The sequence below is a fragment of the Nocardioides nitrophenolicus genome (assembly GCF_016907515.1).
GTDB classification, from domain to species: domain Bacteria; phylum Actinomycetota; class Actinomycetes; order Propionibacteriales; family Nocardioidaceae; genus Nocardioides; species Nocardioides nitrophenolicus.
In genome coordinates, this window is sequence record NZ_JAFBBY010000001.1 from 3,617,486 (window position 1) to 3,639,221 (window position 21,736).

The 21,736-nt window shown below is 74.1% G+C and carries 19 protein-coding genes; 13 read left to right on the forward strand and 6 right to left on the reverse strand.

The features are described from left to right. Nucleotides 1-33 precede the first annotated feature (33 nt). The 7 genes from JOD66_RS17655 to JOD66_RS17685 are packed head-to-tail and all read left to right on the forward strand — an operon-like array spanning nt 34 to nt 7,097. Nucleotides 34-1,071 (forward strand): ABC transporter permease, encoded by a 1,038-nt coding sequence (locus tag JOD66_RS17655; protein WP_307823591.1) that lies wholly within the window; start codon nt 34-36, stop codon nt 1,069-1,071. Next, nucleotides 1,068-2,015 carry an ABC transporter permease gene (locus JOD66_RS17660; RefSeq protein ID WP_204838143.1) on the forward strand — a complete coding sequence of 316 codons (948 nt, stop codon included), beginning with the start codon at nt 1,068-1,070 and terminating at the stop codon, nt 2,013-2,015. The genes JOD66_RS17655 and JOD66_RS17660 overlap by 4 nt, the downstream gene beginning before the upstream one ends. Beyond that, nucleotides 2,012-3,007 (forward strand): ABC transporter ATP-binding protein, encoded by a 996-nt coding sequence (locus JOD66_RS17665; RefSeq protein WP_204838144.1) that lies wholly within the window; start codon nt 2,012-2,014, stop codon nt 3,005-3,007. The genes JOD66_RS17660 and JOD66_RS17665 overlap by 4 nt, the downstream gene beginning before the upstream one ends. Before the next feature lie 25 nt (nt 3,008-3,032). Continuing rightward, the gene (locus tag JOD66_RS17670; RefSeq protein ID WP_307823592.1) at nt 3,033-3,989 is read left to right on the forward strand and encodes an ABC transporter ATP-binding protein; all 957 of its coding nucleotides are present in this window, start codon (nt 3,033-3,035) and stop codon (nt 3,987-3,989) included. Continuing rightward, nucleotides 3,986-5,020: an LLM class flavin-dependent oxidoreductase gene (locus tag JOD66_RS17675; RefSeq protein ID WP_204838146.1), complete on the forward strand. Its 1,035-nt coding sequence runs from the start codon at nt 3,986-3,988 to the stop codon at nt 5,018-5,020. The genes JOD66_RS17670 and JOD66_RS17675 overlap by 4 nt, the downstream gene beginning before the upstream one ends. After that, nucleotides 5,017-6,672 (forward strand): DUF885 domain-containing protein, encoded by a 1,656-nt coding sequence (locus JOD66_RS17680; protein ID WP_204838147.1) that lies wholly within the window; start codon nt 5,017-5,019, stop codon nt 6,670-6,672. The genes JOD66_RS17675 and JOD66_RS17680 overlap by 4 nt, the downstream gene beginning before the upstream one ends. After that, complete coding sequence (locus tag JOD66_RS17685; RefSeq protein ID WP_204838148.1) at nt 6,669-7,097, forward strand: nuclear transport factor 2 family protein; 429 nt, start codon at nt 6,669-6,671, stop codon at nt 7,095-7,097. The genes JOD66_RS17680 and JOD66_RS17685 overlap by 4 nt, the downstream gene beginning before the upstream one ends. A 7-nt stretch (nt 7,098-7,104) precedes the next feature. On the opposite strand, the gene JOD66_RS17690 is transcribed toward JOD66_RS17685, so the two are convergent. From JOD66_RS17690 to JOD66_RS17705, 4 genes are read right to left on the reverse strand one after another with little or no spacing between them, the layout of a single operon-like run. After that, a complete protein-coding gene (locus tag JOD66_RS17690; protein ID WP_204838149.1) occupies nt 7,105-7,365 on the reverse strand; it encodes an HPr family phosphocarrier protein in 261 nt (86 codons plus the stop codon). A gap of 11 nt (nt 7,366-7,376) precedes the next feature. Beyond that, on the reverse strand, nt 7,377-9,425 hold the full coding sequence (locus JOD66_RS17695; RefSeq protein ID WP_204838150.1) for a PTS fructose transporter subunit IIABC: 2,049 nt from the start codon (nt 9,423-9,425) through the stop codon (nt 7,377-7,379). Next, nucleotides 9,413-10,399: a 1-phosphofructokinase family hexose kinase gene (locus JOD66_RS17700; RefSeq protein ID WP_204838151.1), complete on the reverse strand. Its 987-nt coding sequence runs from the start codon at nt 10,397-10,399 to the stop codon at nt 9,413-9,415. Before JOD66_RS17700 ends, JOD66_RS17695 begins: the two co-directional genes overlap by 13 nt. Beyond that, the gene (locus JOD66_RS17705) at nt 10,396-11,163 is read right to left on the reverse strand and encodes a DeoR/GlpR family DNA-binding transcription regulator (RefSeq protein ID WP_204838152.1); all 768 of its coding nucleotides are present in this window, start codon (nt 11,161-11,163) and stop codon (nt 10,396-10,398) included. Before JOD66_RS17705 ends, JOD66_RS17700 begins: the two co-directional genes overlap by 4 nt. Before the next feature lie 90 nt (nt 11,164-11,253). Here JOD66_RS17705 and JOD66_RS17710 point away from each other — a divergent pair, with 90 nt between their 5' ends. Both JOD66_RS17710 and gap read left to right on the forward strand, forming a co-directional pair. Further along, nucleotides 11,254-12,933, forward strand: a complete 1,680-nt coding sequence (locus JOD66_RS17710) for a putative PEP-binding protein (RefSeq protein ID WP_204838153.1) — start codon at nt 11,254-11,256, stop codon at nt 12,931-12,933. Between the two features lie 102 nt (nt 12,934-13,035). Continuing rightward, a complete protein-coding gene (gene gap, locus JOD66_RS17715; RefSeq protein WP_204838154.1) occupies nt 13,036-14,034 on the forward strand; it encodes a type I glyceraldehyde-3-phosphate dehydrogenase in 999 nt (332 codons plus the stop codon). 115 nt (nt 14,035-14,149) lie between these two features. Here the strand turns inward: gap and JOD66_RS17720 are convergent, their stop codons facing one another. Next, nucleotides 14,150-15,091 (reverse strand): helix-turn-helix domain-containing protein, encoded by a 942-nt coding sequence (locus JOD66_RS17720; protein WP_204838155.1) that lies wholly within the window; start codon nt 15,089-15,091, stop codon nt 14,150-14,152. Then, the gene (locus JOD66_RS29560; protein ID WP_204838156.1) at nt 15,081-16,490 is read right to left on the reverse strand and encodes an FGGY family carbohydrate kinase; all 1,410 of its coding nucleotides are present in this window, start codon (nt 16,488-16,490) and stop codon (nt 15,081-15,083) included. Before JOD66_RS29560 ends, JOD66_RS17720 begins: the two co-directional genes overlap by 11 nt. Before the next feature lie 140 nt (nt 16,491-16,630). Here JOD66_RS29560 and JOD66_RS17730 point away from each other — a divergent pair, with 140 nt between their 5' ends. The 4 genes from JOD66_RS17730 to JOD66_RS17745 all read left to right on the forward strand — a co-directional run bounded on the left by JOD66_RS17730 (nt 16,631) and on the right by JOD66_RS17745 (nt 21,732). Beyond that, nucleotides 16,631-17,905 carry an ROK family transcriptional regulator gene (locus JOD66_RS17730; protein WP_307823594.1) on the forward strand — a complete coding sequence of 425 codons (1,275 nt, stop codon included), beginning with the start codon at nt 16,631-16,633 and terminating at the stop codon, nt 17,903-17,905. Continuing rightward, nucleotides 17,902-19,440: a sugar ABC transporter ATP-binding protein gene (locus JOD66_RS17735; protein WP_204838157.1), complete on the forward strand. Its 1,539-nt coding sequence runs from the start codon at nt 17,902-17,904 to the stop codon at nt 19,438-19,440. The genes JOD66_RS17730 and JOD66_RS17735 overlap by 4 nt, the downstream gene beginning before the upstream one ends. Next, the gene (locus JOD66_RS17740; protein WP_204838158.1) at nt 19,437-20,510 is read left to right on the forward strand and encodes an ABC transporter permease; all 1,074 of its coding nucleotides are present in this window, start codon (nt 19,437-19,439) and stop codon (nt 20,508-20,510) included. Before JOD66_RS17735 ends, JOD66_RS17740 begins: the two co-directional genes overlap by 4 nt. Nucleotides 20,511-20,676: 166 nt before the next feature. Next, complete coding sequence (locus tag JOD66_RS17745; protein ID WP_204838159.1) at nt 20,677-21,732, forward strand: substrate-binding domain-containing protein; 1,056 nt, start codon at nt 20,677-20,679, stop codon at nt 21,730-21,732. The last annotated feature ends 4 nt before the right edge of the window (nt 21,733-21,736 follow it).

The window sequence follows — 21,736 nt, forward strand, 5'->3', positions numbered from 1 at the left end:
ACGGGGGAGAGCGCCGCCACGACGACCAGGACCGTGGTCGTCCACCGGCACCGTGGTCGGCTGGCCCGGTTCGTCGTACGCAAGCTGCTGATCACGCTCGGCCTGCTGCTCGGCGTCACGGTGGTGACCTTCCTGCTGGTGCAGCTGGTCCCGGGCGACCCGACGACGACGAACCTCTCGGAGTCGGCGCAGAACGACCCCGCCGTGGTGGCCGCCTACCGGGCGAAGTGGGGCCTGGACCAGCCGATGGTCGTGCAGTACCTCACCTATCTCGGCAACCTGCTCCAGGGCGACCTGGGGATCTCGCAGAGCACCGGCAACACCGTCGCCGGGGACCTCGGCCGCTACGTGCCGGCGACCCTGGAGATCGCGCTGCCGGCCATGACCTTGTCGCTGGTGATCAGCGTGGTCGTCGGCATGTGGGCGGCCGTCCGCAAGGACCGGCCCGCCGACCACACCGTGCGCGGGGTGGCCCTGGTGGGCCTCTCCACCCCGTCGTTCTGGCTCGCGATCCTGGCGCTGTACGTCTTCTTCTACGTCCTCGGGATCGCGCCGAACGGCGGCCGGCTCAGCGTCCAGTACGTGCCCCCGGACAAGATCACCGGGATGTACACCGTGGACGCGCTGCTGACCGGCCGGCCCGAGGTCTTCTGGGACGCGGTCGCCCACCTGGCGCTCCCGGTGCTGGTGCTGACCTGCCTGACGGTGTCGGCCCTGATCCGATTCGTGCGCTCGGCGATGCTCGAGGTGCTGGACCAGGACTACGTCAAGGCGGCGACGGCCAAGGGCCTGTCCCGGTGGACCGTGCTGCGCCGCCACGTGCTGCGCGCCGGCCTGGTCCAGGTGGTGACCGTCGGCGGTCTCGCCTTCGCCTCGCTGCTGTCGGGCACCGTGCTCATCGAGCAGATCTACAGCTGGCCCGGAGTCGGCCAGTACGCCTATCGCGCCGCGGTCAACCTCGACCTCCCGGCGATCATGGGCGTGAGCCTGTTCGTGGCGCTCGTCTACACCCTGGTCAACCTGCTCGTCGACCTGCTCTACGGCGTGATCGACCCGAGGATCCGGCTATGACGCTTCCCGATCCCACGCCGGACGCCGTGAGCCCCAGCCCGGCGGCCCTGGCGGACCCGGCGAGCGACGCCGCGCTCGCGCCGCGGCGCTGGCTCGGGCTGAGGCGGGGCGCGGCCGGAGCGACGGCCCGGCGTCCCCGGTGGCGCGGCCTGACCCTGCTCGCCGCGGTGATCCTCGCCGGCTGGACCCTGGCCGCCCTGCTGGCGCCGGTGATCGCGCCCTACGACCCGCTCGAGCAGGTCGGGACCTACTACGCGCCGCCTTCCGGCGCGCACTGGTTCGGCACCGACCAGCTGGGCCGGGACGTGCTCAGCCGGGTGATCTACGGCGCCCGCCTCTCCCTGCCGCTCGCCGTGGTGATCGTGGCCCTCGCGCTGGCGCTCGGCGGCACCCTCGGCCTGATCGCCGGCTACATCGGCCGCGGGGTCGACGAGGCGCTGATGCGGCTGACCGACCTGGTCTTCGCCTTCCCCCAGATCATCTTGGCGATGGCGGTGTCCGCTGCCTTCGGGCCGAGCACTCGCAACGCCGTGCTGGCGCTGGTGATCGTCTCGTGGCCGATCTACGCCCGGGTGGTGCGCAGCGCGGTGCTGTCCATCCGGGGCTCGGACTTCCTCCAGGCCTCGCGGATGCTCGGCGTCGGGCCGTGGACGGCGCTGCGCCGCGATGTCGTGCCGAACAGCGTGGGCCCGTCGGTCGTCCTGGGCAGCCTCGAGCTGGGCAACGCGGTGCTGCTCCTGGCGTCGCTGTCGTTCCTCGGTCTCGGCCCGCGCCCGCCGGCACCGGAGTGGGGAGCGATGATCGCGGCGGGATCCACCGACCTGTCGAAGTGGTGGGTCAGCATCATCCCCGGCATCGCGATCCTGACCACGGTGCTCGCGTTCAACATGCTCGGCGACGCGATCCGCGACTGGCTGGATCCGAGAAACCGGAGTGCCCGATGACCGGCTCCACGGGAGAACCGCTGCTGCGCATCTCCGGCCTGCGGGTGACCCTGCCCGGCCCGGCCGGGCCGGTCGACGTGATCCGCGGCGTCGACCTGCGCGTCGACGCCGGCGAGATCGTCGGCGTCGCCGGCGAGAGCGGGTCCGGCAAGAGCCTGACCGCGTCGACGCTGCTCAACCTGCTGCCGCCGGGCGCGGTCGTGGAGGGCTCGATCCGGTTCGGCGAGCGCGAGCTGGTCGGCCTCGACGACAGGTCGTGGCGGCAGGTGCGCGGCTCGGAGATCGCCATGGTCTTCCAGGACTCCAGCGCCGCCCTGCACCCGATGCTGACCATCGGCACCCAGCTCACCGAGCACATGCGACAGGGCCTCGGCCTGGACCGGGCGGCGGCGCGCAAGCGGGCCGTCGAGCTGCTGGACCGGGTCCGGATCCCCCAGGCGGAGCGGGTGCTCAAGGCCTATCCGCACCAGTTCTCCGGTGGCATGCGGCAGCGGATCGCGATCGCGGTCGCGCTGGCCTGCCGGCCCCGGCTGCTGATCGCCGACGAGCCGACGACCGCGCTGGACGTGACGGTCCAGGCCGGCATCCTCGCCCTGCTCGACGAGCTGCGGGCCGAGGGCGACCTCTCGGTCCTGTTCATCACCCACGACCTCGGCGTCCTCGCCTCGCTGACCCGGCGGTCCTACCTGTTCTACGCCGGCCGGGTGATGGAGAGCGGCCCGACCGCCGAGATGCTGACCGCGCCGGAGCACCCTTACACCGCCGCCCTGCTCGCGGCGCGCCCGCACGGCCTGGCCGGCGGCCGCACGCTGAAGGCCATCCCCGGCTCGCCGGTCGTCCCCGGCCAGTTCCCGCCCGGCTGTCCGTTCGCCCCGCGCTGCGGCTTCAGCACCCCTGAGTGCGACACCGCGCTGCCGCCCGTGGTGGCGACCTCGGCCACCCGGGAGCTGGCCTGTCCCGTGGCGCCGAGCCTGGTCGAGTCGGGGGCCTGAGATGGCACGTGAGGAAGGAGGCGCCGTGAGCCTGCTCGACGTGGCCGACCTGTCGGTCGAGTTCCGCTCGCCGTCGCGGGGCACCGTGCGCGCGGTGGAGGGCGTGGACCTGCAGGTCGCCGCCGGCGAGGTGCTCGGCCTGGTCGGCGAGTCCGGGTGCGGCAAGTCGTCACTGGCCCGCGCCGCGGCCGGCCTGGCCGTGCCGAGCGGCGGCACGGTGCGCTTCGACGGCGAGCCGGTGCAGCCGGTGCGCTGGCGGCGGCGCGCGGAGAGCCAGACCCGCCTGCAGATGGTCTTCCAGGATCCGTACGGCTCGCTGAACCCGCGGCGTACCGTCGGCTCGCAGATCCTCGACGGGATCCCGTCGGCGGTGACCGGAGCGCAGCGTGCGGAGCGCGTGGCCGACCTGCTGTCCCGGGTCGGCATGTCGCCGGACGCGGCCCGGCGCTTCCCCCACCAGTTCTCGGGCGGCCAACGCCAGCGCCTGGCGATCGCCCGGGCGCTGGCGGCGGAGCCGCGGCTGATCATCGCCGACGAGCCGGTGACCGCGCTCGACGCCTCGGCGCAGGCCCAGGTGGTCTCGCTGCTGCTGTCGCTGGTGCGGGACCTGGACGTCGGCCTGCTGTTCATCTCCCACGACCTGGCCCTGGTCCACGAGATCGCCGACCGTACGGCGGTCATGTACCTCGGCCGGATCGTGGAGACCGGGCCGACCCGGCAGCTGATGGCGCAGCCGCGCCACCCCTACACGCAGGCGCTGGTCCGCGCCATCCCGCAGATCTCGGCCGAGCCGAGCCTGCCCTTCGCGCTGATGGGCGAGGTGCCCGACGGCGCGAACATCCCCGCCGGCTGCCGGTTCAGCCCGCGCTGCGTCCACAGCACCGACCAGTGCCGCACGGAGCCGGTGCTCCGGCCGGCCGTGGACAGCGTCGTGGCCTGCTGGCGGGCCGAGGAGATCGCATCGATGGGAGCACCGACATGACGACCGGTTCGCCGGGGGCCCGGTTCAGCCTGGGCATCCAGACCGACAAGTCGCCGGAGGAGTACGAGGAGATCGCCCGGGTCGCGGAAGGGCTCGGCTTCGACGGCGTGAGCGTCTTCGCCGACCTCGGCTTCCAGCCGCCGCTGCCGTCGCTGCTCGCCGCGGCGCGGGTCACCGACCGGCTCACCCTCGGCACCGCCTGCCTGAACAGCACCCTGCTGCACCCGGTGGAGATCGCCGGACAGGTCGCGGTGCTCGACGAGGCGTCGGCCGGCCGTGCGTACTGGGGGCTGACCCGTGGCGCCTGGCTGGGCCAGATCGGCCTGGCGGCGCCGTCCTCGATGGCGGCGATGGCCGAGGCGATCGAGGTGGTGCGGCTGCTGCTCGCCGGCGACGACTCCGGCTTCGCGGGCGAGCACTTCCGGATCGAGCCCGGCTTCCGGCTGCGCTACCGGCTGCCCGAGCGTCCGCCGCCGTTGCTGCTCGGTGTCTGGGGTCCGCGCGGCGCCACCATCGCGGGCCGGTACGCCGACGAGGTCAAGCTCGGCGGCTGCGCCAACCCGGCGATGGTGGGCCTGATGGCGTCCTGGCTGGCGCCGGCGGCCACCGCCGCCGGGCGTCCCGCCGACGCCGTCGGCGTCGTGGCCGGCGCCGTGACCGTGGTCGACCACGACCGCGAGCTCGCCCGCCGGCTGGGACGTGCGGAGGTCGCGATGTACCTCGACGTGGTCGCGGGCTTCGACCGCACCGTGACCGTCGACCCCGAGCTGCTGGACCGGCTGCGCGGCCATCTGGCCGAGGGCGACCACGACGCGGCCGGCCGGCTGATCCCCGACGACGTCCTCGACCTGTTCAGCCTCTGCGGGACGCCGGGTGAGGTCGCCGAGCACGCCGCCGCGCTGGTCGCGGCCGGGGCGACCCGGGTCGAGTTCGGCACCCCGCACGGACTGACCGGGCTGGGCGGCATCCGGCTGCTCGGCACCGAGGTGCTGCCGGCGCTGCGGGCGTTGACGGCGGGCGCCGCCGGATGAGCGGGTCCAGCTCCTGGGCCGCCGCCGACGCCTATTTGGACGCACGCGCCGAGGTCGATCCCGCCGCGGCGCAGGCGCGGGGCGACGACGTCGACCTGCTCCTCCCCGACCTGACCTGGGACGGCTTCGCGGCCCGAGACGCGGCCGACCGCGCCGGCCGGACCGCCCTCGGCCCCGAGCCGGACGACGCCCTGGGCCGGGCGCTCGCCGAACGCCTCGACTCCGAGATCGCGCTCTACGACGCCGGGTTCACCACCACCCTGCTGGCACCCCTGGCGACGCCGGTGCACCGGCTGCGTGAGGTCTTCGACGACCTGCCCGACCACTCCGAGCAGGACTGGGTGCGCATCTCCACCCACCTGGCGGCCGCCGCGCAGGGGTACGCCGACTACGGCCGGACCCTGCTCCGCTCCGCCCGGACCGGCGGGCGGGCCGCCGTACGCCAGGTGAGCACGGTCGCCGACCAGGTGGCCTCCTGGATCGACCCGGCGGGCACCGACTTCTACCGGGCGCTGGCCGCCCGGCACGTCGGCGACCCGGCGCTGCACCGCGAGCTGGGGGAGCGGGCGGACCGGGTATCGGCCGCGGCCGACGGGCTGGTGCGCCTGCTGCGCACCGAGCTGGCCCCGCTCGCGACCCCGACCGACGCGGTCGGCGCCGAGCTGTACCAGGTGACCGCGGGCGCCTTCCTCGGCGCCGAGATCGACCCCGCGGAGCTCTACGACTACGGCTGGTCCGAGCTCGCACGGCTGCACGCCGCCGCGACGGCCCTCGGGCACCGCCTCACGGGCGAGCGCGAGCCGGCCGCCGCCCGGCTGGCCCTGGACGCGCGTCCCGGCGCCTCGGTGCGCCCGGGCCCGGAGCTCGTGGCCTGGCTGCAGGGCCGTCTCGACGAGCTCGGCGAGCGGCTGGACGGCGAGTTCTTCGACATCCCCGCCGCCACCCGCCGGGTCGAGGCCCGGATGGTCACCGCCGGCTCCGGCGTCATGTACTACTCGCCCCCGGACCCGGGGCTGACCCGGCCCGGTCGGGTCTGGTGGTCGGTGCCCCCGGGCACCGAGCGCGTCGCCACCTGGCGCGAGGTGAGCACCGTGCACCACGAGGGCCTGCCCGGCCACCACCTGCAGTTCGCGGTCACCATGGGCCAGCGCGAGCTGCACCCGTGGCAGCGCTACCTGTGCCAGGTGCACGGCTACGCCGAGGGCTGGGCGCACTACGCCGAGCAGCTCGCGATGGACTGGGGCCTGGTGCACGAGGACGCCGAGATCCTCGGCATCTACCAGGCCCAGCTGTGGCGCGCGGCCCGGATCGTGATCGACATCGGGCTGCACCTCGGCTACCCGGTCCCCTCCGGCAACCCGCTGCTCGCCGCCGAGCGCTGGGACCCCGCGGTCGCCACCGAGTTCCTCGCCCGCGTGGCCGGGATCGACCCGGCGACCGCGCACTGGGAGGTCGTGCGCTATCTCGGCTGGCCCGGCCAGGCGCTGGCGTTCAAGGCCGGCGCCCGGCTCTGGACCGCCGCCCGCGACGCCCGGGCCGCGGCGTCGGGAGCGGCCTTCGACCTCAAGCAGTTCCACATGACGGCGCTGGGACTCGGCCCGATGGGGCTCGGTCCGCTGCGCGAGACGTTGGCGAAGGAGAACCACGCGTGACCACGGCGATCAGGGAGACCGACGGCGAGATCGTCCGGGCCACCCGGGCGATGTACGCACGACTCGGCGACCGCGCGGGCTTCGACGCCCACCTGCACCCCGACGTCACGATCTGGGAGTCCGACCAGCCCGGCGGGCTGATCGGGCTCGCCGAGCTCGACGCCTTGCGCGACCGTCGTACGTCCGCGCCGGGGGAGCCCGCGGCCCCGGTGGCGCCTGCGGGTCCGCCTCCCGTGGTCGAGGTGCGTGACCCGGTGGTCGACCGCTGGCAGGAGACCGCCGTCATCAGGTACGTGCTCCACGCCGAGGCCGCCGACGGAGAGTCGTCCTTCCGCGTGACCGACGTGCTGCAGAGGCACGGGCAGGAGTGGCTGATCGTGCACCATCACGCCGAGCAGGTCGGGGAGCGGGCGAGCGCGGGATAGCAGCGCCCTACTCGGCGTCCAGGTCCTGCTCGACGAGCGCGGCGATCGCGGCCACGTCGGCCTCCGCCTCGCCGGACACCTCGACGGTGTCGCCGTTGCCGGCGCCGAGGGTCATGATCAGCAGGGCCGAGCTGGCGTCCACGGCCTCGTCGCCTGGGACGCCGATGAGCACCTCGGAGTCGAGCTCGGCGGCGGCCTCGGCGATGATCTGGGCCGGGCGGGCGTGCAGGCCGATGGCGGAGCCGACGGTGACGGTGATGGTGGGCATGGGGCTTCCTCTCACAGGGCGGCGGGTGCCGGGACGGGCGTCTCGGCCGCGGTGCGGCCGAGGGACTTCAAAGCGATGACGGCGGCCGCGGCGACGAGGACGCCGGCGGCCAGGGCGATCACGAAGCCGACCACGCCGTCGACGGCGAAGAGCACGAAGATCCCGCCGTGGGGTGCGCGCAGGCTGACGTCGAAGGCCTCGGCGAGACCGCCGGTGACGCCACTGCCCAGCACGATGGCGGGAATGACGCGCAACGGGTCGGCGGCGGCGAAGGGGATGGCGCCCTCGGTGATGAACGACGCTCCCAGCGCCCATGCGGCCTTGCCGTTCTCACGCTCGGGCGTCGTGAACAGCCGGGGCCGGACCACGGTGGCCAGCGCGAGGGCCAGCGGCGGGACCATGCCGCCGAGCATCACCGCGGCCATGATCTTCAGCTGCGGAGCGTCGGTGGCGGCGCCGGCCGCGGACAGGCCGGCCGTGGCGAAGCTGTAGGCCACCTTGTTGAGGGGGCCGCCCATGTCGAAGGCCATCATCATGCCGAGCAGCGCGCCGAGGATGATCGCGGAGCCGCCGCTCATGTCGGCCAGGCCGTCGTTCATCGCGTCCATCAGCGAGCTCAGCGGCTGGGCCAGGATCGCCAGCATCACGAAGCCGGACGCCAGGGTCGCCACGAGCGGGATGACCAGGACGGGCATCAGGCCGCGGGCCCAGACCGGGACGGGACGACCGGCCACCCACCGGGCGACCAGGCCGGCGAGGACGCCGCCGACGATGCCGCCGAGGAAGCCGGCGCCGACCACCACCGAGATGGCGCCCATCACGAAGCCGGGCGCGATTCCGGGCCGGTCCGCGATGGCGTAGGCGATGTAGCCCGCGAGCGCGGGCACCAGGAAGCCGAAGGCGGCGCCGCCGAGCACCATGAGCAGCGCGCCGAGGTAGGTCAGCAACGGGCTGCGCACCAGCTCCGCGGACCCGAGGTCGTAGGCCGCCGGATCGGGCAGGTGGAACAGCGAGCTGTTGAGCACGATGTGCTGCGCGGTGTTGACCGACTCGCCGTCGTACGTCGATCCGAGCGCGATCTCGTAGCCGCCGAGCAGGAAGGCGAGCGCGATCAGCAGCCCGCCCGCCGCCACGAACGGGATCATGTAGGAGACGCCGGTCATCAGCACCCGGCGGATCTCGCCGCCCCGGCCGGTCCCCGTCGTCGTACCCGCGTCGGCGGATCCGGAGGATCGCTCGACCCGGGCGGCGGCCGGGTCGGAGGCGGCCCGCAGCGCCTCGGCGATGACCGCGTCGCCGTCGTCGATCGGGCGCTTGACCCCGGTGGCGACCAGTGGCTTGCCCGCGAACCGGCCCCGGTCGCGCACGCCCACGTCCGCGGCGAAGATCACCGCGTCGGCGGCGTCGATCGTGGCCTGCGGCAGCGGCTTGGCCCCGGCCGAGCCCTGCGTCTCGACGGCGATCTCCACCCCGGCGCGCGCCGCCGCGGCCTCGAGCGCCTCGGCGGCCATGTAGGTGTGCGCGATCCCGGTCGGGCAGGAGGTGACCGCGACGAGGCGGCCGGCCGGGGCGGGCGGCGCGGCCGGGACCGGCTGGTCGGCGGCCGGAGCGGGGGCGACCACCTCGCGCACGATCGCGACCACCTCCTCGGGCCCGCTCGCGGCGCGCAGCGCGTCGGTGAAGGCGGGCTTGACCAGCGAGCGCGCGAGCTTGGCGAGGATCTGCAGGTGGGCGTTGCCGCCGCCTTCGGGCGCGGCGATCAGGAAGACCAGGTCCGCGGGACCGTCCTTGGCGCCGAAGTCCACCGTCGGCGCGAGCCGGGCGAAGGCGAGGGTCGGCTCGCTGACCGCCGCGGAGCGGCAGTGGGGGATGGCGATGCCGTCCTTCATGCCGGTCGCCGACTTCGCCTCCCGCGCGCGCAGGTCGGCGCGCAGCCGCTCGACGTCGTCGGCTCGTCCGGCCTCGACGACGAGCGAGGCGAGGGCGGCGATCACGTCGTCCTTGTCGCGCCCGAGGTCGGCGTCGAGGGCGACCAGCCTGCTGGTCATCAGTTCTGCCATGACGGCACTCCTTCGGATGCGGTGGTGCTCGACGGGACGTCGAGCGGGAGGACCCGGATCTCGTGGACCCGGGCGTCGGCGGGGGAGGGGACGGTGGAGCCGGGCAGCGCGGCGGCCGCGCTGCCGTAGGCGACGGCGGAGGCGAGGCGCTCGGGACCGCTCGCGCCGCGCAGGTCGGCGGCGAGATAGCCGAACAGGCTGCTGTCGCCGGCGCCGACCGTGCTGACCACCCGGACGGGCGGTGGTGTGGCGTGCCAGGCCCCCTCGCCGTCGACGAGGACGGCTCCGGCCGCGCCGAGGGTGGCCAGCACCGCCCCGGCGCCGCGCTCCACCAGGGTCCGGGCCGCGGCCGCGGCCAGCGTGGGGTCGCCCTCCAGAGAGCCGGGGGCCGCGCCCACCACGGCGGCCAGCTCGTCGGCGTTGGGCTTGAGCAGGGACGGCGCGGTGCCGGCGGCGAGGCCGGCGACGACGGCCGAGAGCGCCGCGTCACTGGTGTCGACCGCCACCCGGCGGCCGCGCCCGCGCAGCCGCGCGGTGAGCTCGGCGTACCAGCCGTCGGGTACGCCGGGCGGGAGCGAGCCGGCGAGCACGAACCAGTCGCCGCTCTCGTCGAGGACCCGCTCCGCCAGCGCGGCGAGCAGGTCGGCGGGCAGTGGCGCGCCCGCGGCGTTGAGCTTGGTGGTGGTGCCGTCGGGCTCGGTGAGGGTGAGGTTGACCCGCATCCGGCCGGGTGCCGGGACGGCGGCGCAGGCGATCCCGAGGTCCGCCAGGTCGCCCAGGAAGGATGCGTCGGCCGTGGGGAGCACCGCCCGGGTGGCCAGGCCCGCTGCCGCGCACGCCCGCGAGATGTTGATCCCCTTGCCGCCCGGCTCGTCGACCGCGTCGGCGACGCGGAGCACGCCGCCGCGCGCCAGCGGTCCGGGCAGGGCGATGGTGCGGTCGACGCTGGGGTTGAGGGTGACGGTGACGATCACGCGACCACCACCTCGACGCCCGCGCCCTCGAGCTCACGCCGTGCGTCGGCGCCGATGCCGGCGTCGGTCACGACGGTGGTGACCTCGCTCAGCTCGGCGAACCGGACGGTGGCCTCGACGCCCAGCTTCGAGGAGTCGACCAGGGCCACCACGCGCTCGGCCGCGCCGACGAAGGCGCGCTTGGTGGCCGCCTCCTCGCTGTCGGGGGTGGACAGGCCGTGGCGCGGGGAGATCCCGTTCGCGCCGACGTAGGCGACGTCGACGCGCAGCGCGCCGACCGCCGCGACCGTGGCCGCGCCGACGGCGGCCTGGGTCTCGGGGCGGACCCGGCCGGGGAGCAGGTGCAGCTCGACGGCCGGGTTGGCCGCCAGCCGGGCGGCGATAGAGACGGCGTGGGTGTAGACGACCAGCCGCAGGTGGCTGGGCAGGGCGTCGGCGAGGCGAGCCGTGGTCGAGCCCGCGTCGAGCAGGACCGAGGCGCCCTCGGGTGGCAGCTGGGCCGCCGCGGCCCGGGCGATCGCCGTCTTGGCCTCGATGTTCGCGGAGTCGCGCTCGCTCAGGGCCAGCTCGAGCGTGGTCAGCGCGGCCCCGGGGACGGCGCCGCCGTGGACCCGCCGGACCAGGCCGAGCGCCTCGAGTGCGGTGAGGTCGCGACGCGCGGTCTCGGTCGTGATGGCGAACTGCTCGGCGATCTGGGCCACGGACAGCCGGCCCTCGGTCGCCACTCGGCGAGCGATGGCCTGGTGGCGCTCTTCGGCGTACATGCGGTGTGACCGTCCTCACAAATCTGTGTTTGTGTTGTTCTATGCCCGTTTGTGTTGCATGTCAAGAGGTGACCGGTCTAGCGTGTGACCATGGTCACCACCTTGAGCGGCACTCCCGTCGTCCCCGGACTGGCCTGGGCGCCGGCTCTCGTCGTCGCCACGGGCGTGCCGGACGAAGCGATCGAGCGCTACGGCGACGGCGCCCACGCCGACGACGAGGCCGCGCTCGCGGCGTACGACGCGGCGGTCGCCGCCGTCGCGGACGGCTTCCGGGCGAAGGCGGCGGCCGCCGACGGGGCGACCGCGGGCGTGCTGACCGCCAGCGCCGGGCTCGCGACCGACCGGGGCCTGCGAGCGGCCGTGCGCAAGAACCTGCGGGCCGGGCAGCCGCTGCTGACCGCGGTCGACCATGCGGTCGAGCAGTTCGTCACCGTGTTCACCGGGATGGGCGGCCTGATGGCCGAGCGGGTGACCGACCTGCGCGACATCCGCGGCCGGATCGTCGCCCGCCTGGTCGGCGTACCCGAGCCGGGGGTGAGCCTGCCGGCGACGCCGACCGTGCTGGTCGCCTCCGACCTGGCGCCGGCCGACACCGCGGGGCTCGACCCGCGCACGGTGATCGCCCTGGTCACCGAGCGTGGCGGGCCGACCAGCCACACCGCGATCATCGCCCGCCAGCTCGCGATCCCCTGTGTCGTGGGGGCCGCCGGCATCGTGGCGGCGGCCGCCGGGCGCCGGCTGCTGGTCGACGGCGGCACCGGGGTGATCGAGCTCGACCCGGACCCCGTGGCGGCCGAGAGCCGGGTCGCCCGGGATGTCGCGGCGCGCGCCGACCTCGCGGCGTGGGAGGGGCCGGGCCGTACGTCGGACGGCCACCCGGTGTCCCTGCTCGCCAATGTCGCCGACCCGGCCTCGGCCGCGGCGGCCGCCGCGGGCCCGGTGCAGGGCGTGGGCCTGTTCCGCACTGAGCTCGGCTTCCTCGACCGCACCAGCGAGCCGAGCGTCGCGGAGCAGGCGGCGATCTACGCCGACGTGCTCGCGCCCTTCGCCGCCGGCGATCCGTGGGGCGAGCGGCATGTGGTGGTCCGCACGCTCGACGCCGGCTCCGACAAGCCGATCGCCTTCGCGGCCCATCCCGACGAGGAGAACCCCGCGCTCGGGGTGCGCGGCCTGCGGCTGTCGTTCACCGACCACGGCCTGCTCGAGCGCCAGCTCGACGCGATCGCCGACGCGGCCCGGCGGGCGGGTACGCCGACCTGGGTCATGGCCCCGATGGTCGCGACGGTCGACGAGGCGCGCGACTTCGCCGCCGCCGTCCGCTCGCGCGGACTGCGGGCCGGCGTGATGGTGGAGGTGCCGAGCGCGGCCCTCCTCGCTGACCGGATGCTCGCCGAGGTGGACTTCCTCTCGATCGGGACGAACGACCTCACCCAGTACACGATGGCCGCCGACCGGATGTGCACCGACCTGGCCCATCTCACCGACCCCTGGCAGCCGGCCGTGCTGCACCTGGTCGCGCTCACGGCGGCGGCCGGGCAGCGGGTCGGCAAGCCGGTCGGGGTCTGCGGGGAGGCGGCGGCCGACCCGCTGCTGGCCTGCGTCCTGGTCGGCCTCGGCGTCACCTCGCTGTCGATGGCGGTCGCGGCGGTGCGTGCCGTCGGAGCTCGCCTCGGCACGGTCACCCTGGCGCAGTGCCAGGAGATGGCGCGGGCGGCGCTCGCCGCGCCGAGCCCGGCGGCGGCACGTGACGCGGCCCGCGCCGTCGGGTGAGGCGGTTCCCGGCCGGCCGCCTGGCCGGTTGCGGTCATTGCTAATGCCGTAGACATCCCCTACTTTTGCATCTGGAAAGCATAAGTAACCCCAAGGAGAGCCGTGACTGTTCGCGTAGGCATCAACGGGTTCGGCCGGATCGGTCGCAACTTCTTCCGGGCGGTGCGCGCGAGCGGCGCCGACATCGAGATCGTGGGGGTCAACGACCTCACCGACACCGCCACCCTGGCGCACCTGCTGAAGTACGACTCGATCCTGGGTCCGCTCGACGCCGAGGTGGGCGCGACCGAGGGCGCGATCGTGGTCGGCGGGACGGAGATCAAGGTGTCCGCGGAGCGCGATCCCGCGGCGCTGCGGTGGGGCGACCTGGGGGTGGACGTGGTGGTGGAGTCGACCGGCTTCTTCACCGATGCGACCAAGGCCCGTGCGCACGTCGATGGCGGTGGGGCGAAGAAGGTGATCATCTCTGCGCCGGCGTCGAACGAGGACGTGACGATCGTGATGGGGGTCAACCACGAGGTCTACGACCCGGCGGCGCACACGGTGATCTCGAATGCCTCGTGCACGACGAACTGTCTGGGGCCGATGGCCAAGGCGCTCAACGACGGGCTGGGCATCGTGAAGGGGCTGATGACCACGGTGCATGCCTACACCGCGGACCAGAACCTGCAGGACAACATTCACAAGGACCTGCGGCGGGCGCGGGCGGCGGCGCTGAACATCATCCCGACCTCGACGGGGGCGGCGAAGGCGATCGGGTTGGTGTTGCCGGAGCTGAAGGGTCGTCTGGACGGCTATGCGTTGCGGGTGCCGACGCCGACGGGGTCGTTGACCGACCTGTCGTTCGAGGCGTCGCGGGAGACGAGTGTGGAGGAGGTCAACGCGATCGTGAAGGCGGCTGCCGATGGCCGGTTCCTGGTGTACTCGACCGATCCGATCGTGTCGTCGGACATCGTGACGAACCCGGCGTCGTGCGTGTTCGACGCGCCGTTGACCAAGGTGATCGGCAACCAGGTCAAGGTCGCGGGGTGGTACGACAACGAGTGGGGCTACTCCAACCGCCTCGCCGACCTGATCACGCACGTGGGCGCCGACGCCTGAGGGTTCCGTCTGGGCGTCGCATCTGACGAATGGGCTGTGAATTCGGCGAATTCACAGCCCATTCGTCAGATGCGCGCGGACCACTGGCCCCGACCCCGAGGTGGGTGGCGGAGCGTCAGCGGATCTCGTCGAGCGCGCCGGCGCGCAGGCCGAAGGTCTGCTCCAGGCGCTGCGTGAGCCGGGCGCTCGGGGTGGTCCGGCCGGACTCCCAGGTGCGCACCGCGGCGCTGCTGCAGCCGCACCGCCGCGCCACCTCCGCCTGGGTGAGCCCGGCCCAGGCGCGCAGCGTGCGCAGCACCCGGGGCAGATCTCCCGGGCGCCACCGGCGGTGGTCGAGCAGAGGCGGTGGCTCGATCCCGGCGGCCCGCGCGACCGTGGCGACGGGTACGCCATAGGCCCGGGCCAGCCGGCGTACCGCGGCGAGCGAGGGGCGGGCCTCCCCGCGCTCCCAGCTGCCGAGCGAGCGCCGGTCGACGCCCGCCAGCCGGGCGGCCCGCGACTGGCTGAGCCGGCTGCCGTGCCGCAGCCGGCGCAGCGGACCGGCGGGCGCGGCGGGCCGGGAGGCGATCGGGGTCGGGGTCGCCAACGCCGAGACCAGGTCGTCGTGGGGGACGCCGAGCAGCTCGGCGATGGGCGGGATCCGGTGCGCCGGGATCCGCGCGCGGCCGCCTTCCCAGTTGTAGACCGTCGCGACGGGTACGCCGGCCCGGCGGGCCACGGCGGCGGCCGAGACGCCGGCCGACCAGCGCAGCGGCCGCAGCGCGCAGCCGCGGTAGCCGGGGGCCGCCGGCGGTGGGGGAGCGGCGCGGGCGTCGTCGAAGAAGTCCGCGACCCGGGTCGGGTCGAGGTCCAGCACCCGCGCCAGCGCGTGGATGTGGGCCGGGCCGGGGAGCCGCTCGCGGCGCTCCCAGCGCAGGATCGACATCGGGTGGACGCCGATCTCGGCGGCCAGGTCCGCCGCACGGAGCCCGCGGCCGGTGCGCACCGAGCGCAGCAGCGTGGGCGTGCTGCTCCGCCCCGCCGAGCGGGCCGGCGCGGCGTCCGGGTCAGTCCGCACGGCCGTGCGCGCCGGGCTCCCAGTCCCGGGTCCGCTCCCGGAGCAGGGCGTACCGCTCGAGCACCTCGGGCGTCGCCGGGGCGACCACCTCGCTCGCCCGCGGGGCCGGCCACGGGGGCGGCTCGGTGGCGCCGGCGAGGGTCCAGGCGGCCTGGCGGGCGGCGCCGATCGCGACGTACTCGGCCGGCTCGGCGACCAGCACGGGCCGGCCGAGGACGCCGGCCAGGATCACCCGCAGCGCCTCGCTGCGGGCCGCGCCACCGACGAGCAGCACTCGGGCGGGCTCGCCCTCCAGGCGGCCGGTGATCTGCCCGACCGCCTCGGTCAGGGAGCAGGCGAGGCTCTCGAACGCGGCGCGGGCGAGGTCGGCCCGGGTCGTGTGGGTGCGCAGGCCGGTCCAGGTGCCGACCGCCTCGGGCCGGTTGGGGGTCCGCTCGCCGCCGTAGTAGGGCAGCAGGCTGACGCCCTGGGCGCCGCTGGGCGACTCCAGGGCGAGCGCCGACAGGGTGTCGTGGTCGACGCCGAGCCAGCGGCACTGGAGGTCGAGGATCTGGGCGGCGTTGAGGGTGGCCGTCATCGGCAGGAAGCGTCCGGTGGCGTCGCAGAAGCCGGTCACCGCGCCACTGCCGTCGGCGGTCGGCGAGGCGCTCACCATCGAGGCGACCCCGGACGTGCCGACCGAGAGCAGCACGTCGCCGGGGGTGAGCTGCATGCCCAGCGCCGCGGCCATGTTGTCGCCGGTGCCCGCGCCCACCACCGCGCCGGCCGTGGTCTCGGCGCCCGGGAGCCCTGGCGGGACCAGGCGGGGGAGGGCCGGCTCGTGGCCGAGCGCGGAGGCCGCGAGCTCGGGGAGCCAGCGGTCCTCGCGCGGGGAGAAGTAGCCGGTGCCGGAGGCGTCGCCGCGGTCGGTGAACGCCGGCGTACCGGGTGCGGAGAGGTGGCGCGAGACGTAGTCGTGGGGGAGCAGCACCGAGCTGACCCGGCGGGCCGCGGCGGGCTCGTGGTCCCGGGTCCAGCGCAGCTTGGCGGCGGTGAACGAGCTGACCAGGGTGCTGCCGACCAGGTCGGCGCAAGCCTGCGGCCCGCCCCACTCCGCGACCAGGTCGGCGGCGCTGCCGGCCGAGCGGACGTCATTCCACAGCAGCGCGTCGCGCACCGGCGCGCCGTCCGCGTCGAGGGCCACCATCCCGTGCTGCTGACCGCCGACGGCGACCGCGGCGGCGCGGGGGAGCAGGTCCGCCGTGGCGTCGTCGACCGCCGCCAGCCAGGCGCGCGGATCGACCTCGGTGCCCGGCGGATGGGGGACCTGGCGGCGCTCGACGACGGTGCCGTCGGTCGCGTCGACCAGGAGGGCCTTGGTGGATTGGGTGGACGAGTCGATGCCGAGGACGAGGGTCACGTGGGCTCTCCGCTGAAGGAAACCTTCTTGAAATGTGTGGTTGACATCACTTCGAAGGGGGACTTAGTTTGTTGGCCCAACGTACTAGCCAGTGACGCGAGTCACAACCACAGGTCGCCCGAGAGCGACGAGGAGTCCCGGTGGAGCGAACGACCAGCAGCCTGAGAGGCGCCCTCACGGCCGATCAGGTCGCCGTCCGGCGGCACAACCTGGCCGTCGTGATGAACCACCTGCGCCTCCACGGCGCGCGGTCGCGGGCCCGGGTCGCCGCCGAGACCGGCCTGAACAAGGCCACCGTCTCCAGCCTGGTGGCCGAGCTCGTGGACCGGGGCCTGGTGACCGAGGGCGACACCGAGCGCGGCGCCGTCGGACGCCCCGGTCGGGCGGTCCAGCTCGACGCCACCACCTACGTCGCGCTCGGGGTCGAGGTCAACATCGACTACGTCTCGGTGCTCGCCATGAGCCTGCGCGGCGAGGCGGTCGCCGAGAGCCGGGTGCCGCTCGACACGGCCAACATGGCGCCCGGCGAGCTGCTGCAGCGGATGGGCGCGGTCACCAAGGCGCTGCTCGACCCGCTCGTCGAGGGCGGGGCCAGCCCGGTCGGGCTCACCCTCGCCGTCCCCGGCATCGTCGAGCCCGCCACCGGCATCGTGTACGACGCCCCCAACCTCGGCTGGCAGGAGACGCCGGTCACCGAGCCGATGCGGGAGCTGCTCGGCCATCCCGAGTTCCCGATCCTCCTCGACAACGAGGCCAACCTGGCGGCGCTCGCCGAGCTCGACGTCCGTGGGCCCGACGGTGCCCAGGAGCTGCTCCTGCTCACCGGTGCCGCCGGTGTCGGTGGCGGGATCGTGAGCGGCGGGCGGCTGCTGCGCGGACTGCGTGGCTTCGCCGGCGAGATCGGCCACCTGCAGGTGGACCGCGCCGGACAGCCGTGCCGGTGCGGACGGGTCGGCTGCTGGGAGACCGTGGTCGGGCTCAACGCCCTGCTCGGCCTGGCCGCCGACAGCGACGACCCGGTGCGGGACCCGTCCGTCGACGTGGTGCAGCGCCTCGAGGACCTGCGCGCCCGGGCCGAGGCCGGGGACGACCGCACCCTGTCCGCTATCGACGAGGTGTGCGGCTGGCTCGCCGCCGGGTGCGGCAGCCTGGTCAACATCTTCAACCCCGAGGTGCTGGTGCTCGGCGGCTACTTCGCCGTGCTCGGCCGCTGGTTCGGCGCCCGGCTCAGCGAGGACCTCGGCCGGCAGGTCTTCGCCCCCGACTCGGGCGGCTGCCGGGTCGAGCTGTCCACGCTCGGGTTCTCCGCCGCCGTCCGCGGTGGCGCGCTGCGAGCCACCCACGCCGTCCTCGACGACCCCACCCTCGCCCCGGTGCGCGGCGAGGTCCCTCGAACCTCAGGAGCCCTGTCATGACCGACCCGACGCCCGCGCCCGGCGCCACGGACCGGCCGCTGCTCGAGATGCGCGGCATCGTCAAGGAGTTCCCCGGCGTCCGCGCCCTCGGCGGCGTCGACCTCGACGTCCGGGCCGGCGAGGTGCACTGCCTGCTGGGCCAGAACGGCGCCGGCAAGTCGACCCTGATCAAGGTGCTCGCCGCCTCGTACCAGCCCGACGCGGGCACCATCCACTGGGACGGCCAGGAGGTCCGGCTCACCCACCCGATCGCGGCGATCCGCGCGGGCATCTCCACGATCTACCAGGAGCTCGACCTGGTGCCCGACCTCAGCGTGGCGGAGAACATCCTGCTCGGCCACGAGAAGTCGCGCGCCGGGTTCACCCAGCGCCGCCGGGCCAACCGGATCGCCCGCGGCCTGCTCGCCCGGCTCGGGCACCCCGAGATCTCGCCCACCCGCACGGTCGGCAGCCTCTCGCCGGCGGGCCAGCAGATCGTCAGCATGGCGCGCGCGCTCTCCCACGACACCCGGCTGCTGATCCTCGACGAGCCCTCCGCGGTGCTCGACGCCGAGGAGGTCGCCAACCTGTTCCGCGTCATCCGCGGCCTCACCGAGTCCGGAGTCGCCGTCGTCTACATCTCCCACCGGTTGGAGGAGATCCGTGAGATCGGCGACCGGATCACCGTCCTCAAGGACGGGAGCACCGTCGCCACGGGCCTGCCCGTCGACGAGACGCCGACCCAGCAGCTGATCCAGCTGATGACCGGCCGGGCGATCGAGTACGTCTTCCCGCCCCGACCGGAGCACGGTCCGGAGCGGGCCGACGTGGTCCTGGAGGTGTCCGGGCTCAGCCTCCACGGCCACTTCCGCGACGTGGACCTGACCGTGCACGCCGGCGAGATCGTCGGCCTCACCGGCCTGGTCGGCTCCGGTCGCTCCGAGATCCTGGAGTCGATCTACGGCGCCCGCAAGGCCAGCGCCGGCCGGGTCAGCGTCGACGGCAGGGCGCTGCGCCGGGGCTCGGTCACCGCCGCGGTGCGCGCCGGAGTCGGGCTGTGCCCGGAGGAGCGCAAGAGCCAGGCGCTGCTCCTCGACCACCCGGTGGCCGACAACATCACCGTCTCGTCGATGGGCGCGTTCGCCCGGGCCGGCTTCCTCAACGGCGCCGAGGAGCGCCGCCGGGCCGCCGAGCTCACCCGCTCCCTCGACGTACGGCCGCCGGGGGTGACCCGGCCGGTGCGGATGCTCTCGGGCGGCAACCAGCAGAAGGTCGTGCTCGCCCGGTGGCTGCTGCGCGGCTGCCGCGTGCTGCTGCTCGACGAGCCGACCCGGGGCGTCGACGTCGGGGCCCGTGCCGAGATCTACCAGCTGATCCGCTCGTTGGCCGACTCCGGAGTCGCGGTGGTCGTGGTCTCGAGCGAGGTCGAGGAGGTGCTCGGGCTCGCGGACCGGGTCCTCGTCGTCAGGGAAGGAGCCGTCGTCCACGAGGCGGCGGCGGACCAGATCGATGAGTCCCAGGTCCTGGACCTGGTCATGGAAGGAAGAGTCGCATGACGGAGAGGCAGATCGAGGTGGCGGGTCCGCGGACCGCGGCCCCCGATGCCCCGAACGCGGGGGGCGGGCACGCCGACGAGACCACCCCCGTGGGCAGCAGGATCGCCGGCAGCCTGCGCTCGGCCGGGCTGGGCAGGAATCTCGGCCTGCTGGTCGCCCTCGCGCTGCTGTGCGGCGTAGGCGTCGCCACCGCCGGAGACCGCTTCGTCACCAGCGACAACCTGCTGACCATCCTGCGCCTGGCCTCGGTCGTCGGCGTCGTCAGCATCGGCATGACCTTCGTGATCACCGGAGGCGGCATCGACCTGTCGGTCGGCGCGATCCTCGCCCTCTCCTCGGTGTGGTGCACGACCCTCGCGACCCAGAACCTCGCGAACGACACCCACTGGATCGTGATGGTCGGCACCGCGCTGCTGGTCGGCGGCGCCTGCGGACTGGTCAACGGACTCCTGATCGCGTACGGCGGGGTGGTGCCGTTCATCGCCACGCTCGCCATGCTCGCCAGCGCGCGCGGGCTCGCCGAGATCATCAGCGAGCGGCGCACCCAGATCGTCAACGTCCCGGGCTTCACCCGCTTCTTCGCGACCGAGGTCGTGGGCATCCCGCTCCTGGTCATCATCTTCGTGCTGGTGGCGATCGCCGGCTGGGTCGTGCTCAACCGCACCACCTTCGGCCGACGCACGCTCGCCGTCGGCGGCAACCCCGAGGCCGCGCGGCTGGCCGGCATCAACGTCAAGCGGCACACCGTCTACCTCTACGTCCTGCTCGGCGTGTGCTGCGGCGTGGCCGCGCTGATGATCGTCGCCCGCACCACGACGGGCAGCTCGACCCACGGCACGCTCTACGAGCTCGACGCCATCGCGGCCGTCGTGATCGGCGGCACCCTCCTGTCCGGTGGGCGCGGCACCATCGTCGGCACGGTCTTCGGCGTGCTGATCTTCACCACCCTCACGAATGTGTTCACGCTCAACAACCGCTCCATCTCCGAGCAGTCCCTGCTCAAGGGAGCCATGATCGTCGCCGCCGTGCTCCTCCAGCAGCGGCTGGCGTCTCGGAACAGCAACACCTAGCACCACCGAGCAGCACCCAGCCCCCATCCCCCACCCTCACCCCCTTCCACCACTCTCCCCGAGCGGGCGTCCCCCGCGTCCGCTCGCGCCCACCCAGCCACCTGGGCAGGCCGCGCCATGCCGGGATGGCGCACCCCTCACCATCCGAGTACAAGGAGCACCCTCCATGACCCTGCGGCCCATCACGAAGCGCATCGGGTCCGGCCTCGCCGTCGGGCTGACCGTCTTCGCGCTCTCCGCGTGCACCAGCAATGACGCCGACGCGGGCGACAAGGAGCTCGGCGGCGGCACGTCCGACGCCAAGTCCGGCTCGAACGACGAGTCCGGGGAGAAGGTCGTGATCGGCTTCTCCGCCCCGGCCGCCGACCACGGCTGGATGGCCTCGATCACCGAGTCCACCCGCAAGGTCGCCGAGCAGTACGACGACGTCGAGCTGCGGGTGGCCGAAGGCACCAACGACGTCAACCTGCAGATCAGCCAGGTCGAGACGTTCATCAACGACAAGGTGGACGCCATCGTGCTGCTGCCCTTCGACGGCGCCGCGATGACCCCGATCGCGCTCAAGGCGATGGAGGCCGGGATCCCGGTCATCAACGTCGACCGCGAGTTCGACGACCCGAACGCGGCGCGGGTCACCGTGCTCGGCGACAACTACGGCATGGGCGTCTCGGCGGGCCAGTACATCTGCGAGCAGCTGGGCGACAAGCCCGACGCCGTCGTGGCCGAGATCGCCGGCATCGACTCGCTGCCGCTGACCCAGGACCGCAGCAAGGGCTTCAAGGACGCCCTGGACGAGTGCGGCCTCGACGTCGACAACCGGGTCGCGGCGGACTTCACGGTCGAGGGTGGCGAGGAGGCGGCGGCGAACCTGCTGCAGGCCGCGCCCAAGATCGACGCGATCTGGAACCACGACGACGACCAGGGCATCGGCGTACTGGCGGCGATCGACAACGCCGGCCGCGACGAGTTCTTCATGGTCGGCGGCGCCGGCTCCGCCAACGCGATGCGCTCGATCGAGGCCGGCGACGGCGTCCTCAAGGCCACCGTCATCTACCCCTCGACCCAGGGCGCCGACGGCGTGAAGCTGGCGCGGCTCCTGGTCCAGCAGAAGGCGATGGGTGACCTGGTCGAGGTCGGCGTCCCGCGCACCATCCAGCTCTTCGCGCCCGTCGTGACCAAGGACAACGTGGACCTGTACCTCGGTACCGCCTTCGAGTCCTGATCCT

Bases quoted from the DNA above. Each gene is read 5' to 3' on its own strand.
- JOD66_RS17660 (WP_204838143.1), top strand. From the start codon at position 1,068: ATGACGCTTCCCGATCCCACGCCGGACGCCGTGAGCCCCAGCCCGGCG.
- JOD66_RS17735 (WP_204838157.1), top strand. From the start codon at position 17,902: ATGACCGACCCGACGCCCGCGCCCGGCGCCACGGACCGGCCGCTGCTC.
- JOD66_RS17675 (WP_204838146.1), top strand. From the start codon at position 3,986: ATGACGACCGGTTCGCCGGGGGCCCGGTTCAGCCTGGGCATCCAGACC.
- JOD66_RS17665 (WP_204838144.1), top strand. From the start codon at position 2,012: ATGACCGGCTCCACGGGAGAACCGCTGCTGCGCATCTCCGGCCTGCGG.
- JOD66_RS17680 (WP_204838147.1), top strand. From the start codon at position 5,017: ATGAGCGGGTCCAGCTCCTGGGCCGCCGCCGACGCCTATTTGGACGCA.
- JOD66_RS17740 (WP_204838158.1), top strand. From the start codon at position 19,437: ATGACGGAGAGGCAGATCGAGGTGGCGGGTCCGCGGACCGCGGCCCCC.
- JOD66_RS17705 (WP_204838152.1), bottom strand. From the start codon at position 11,163: ATGTACGCCGAAGAGCGCCACCAGGCCATCGCTCGCCGAGTGGCGACC.
- JOD66_RS17710 (WP_204838153.1), top strand. From the start codon at position 11,254: ATGGTCACCACCTTGAGCGGCACTCCCGTCGTCCCCGGACTGGCCTGG.
- JOD66_RS17745 (WP_204838159.1), top strand. From the start codon at position 20,677: ATGACCCTGCGGCCCATCACGAAGCGCATCGGGTCCGGCCTCGCCGTC.
- JOD66_RS17690 (WP_204838149.1), bottom strand. From the start codon at position 7,365: ATGCCCACCATCACCGTCACCGTCGGCTCCGCCATCGGCCTGCACGCC.
- JOD66_RS17695 (WP_204838150.1), bottom strand. From the start codon at position 9,425: ATGGCAGAACTGATGACCAGCAGGCTGGTCGCCCTCGACGCCGACCTC.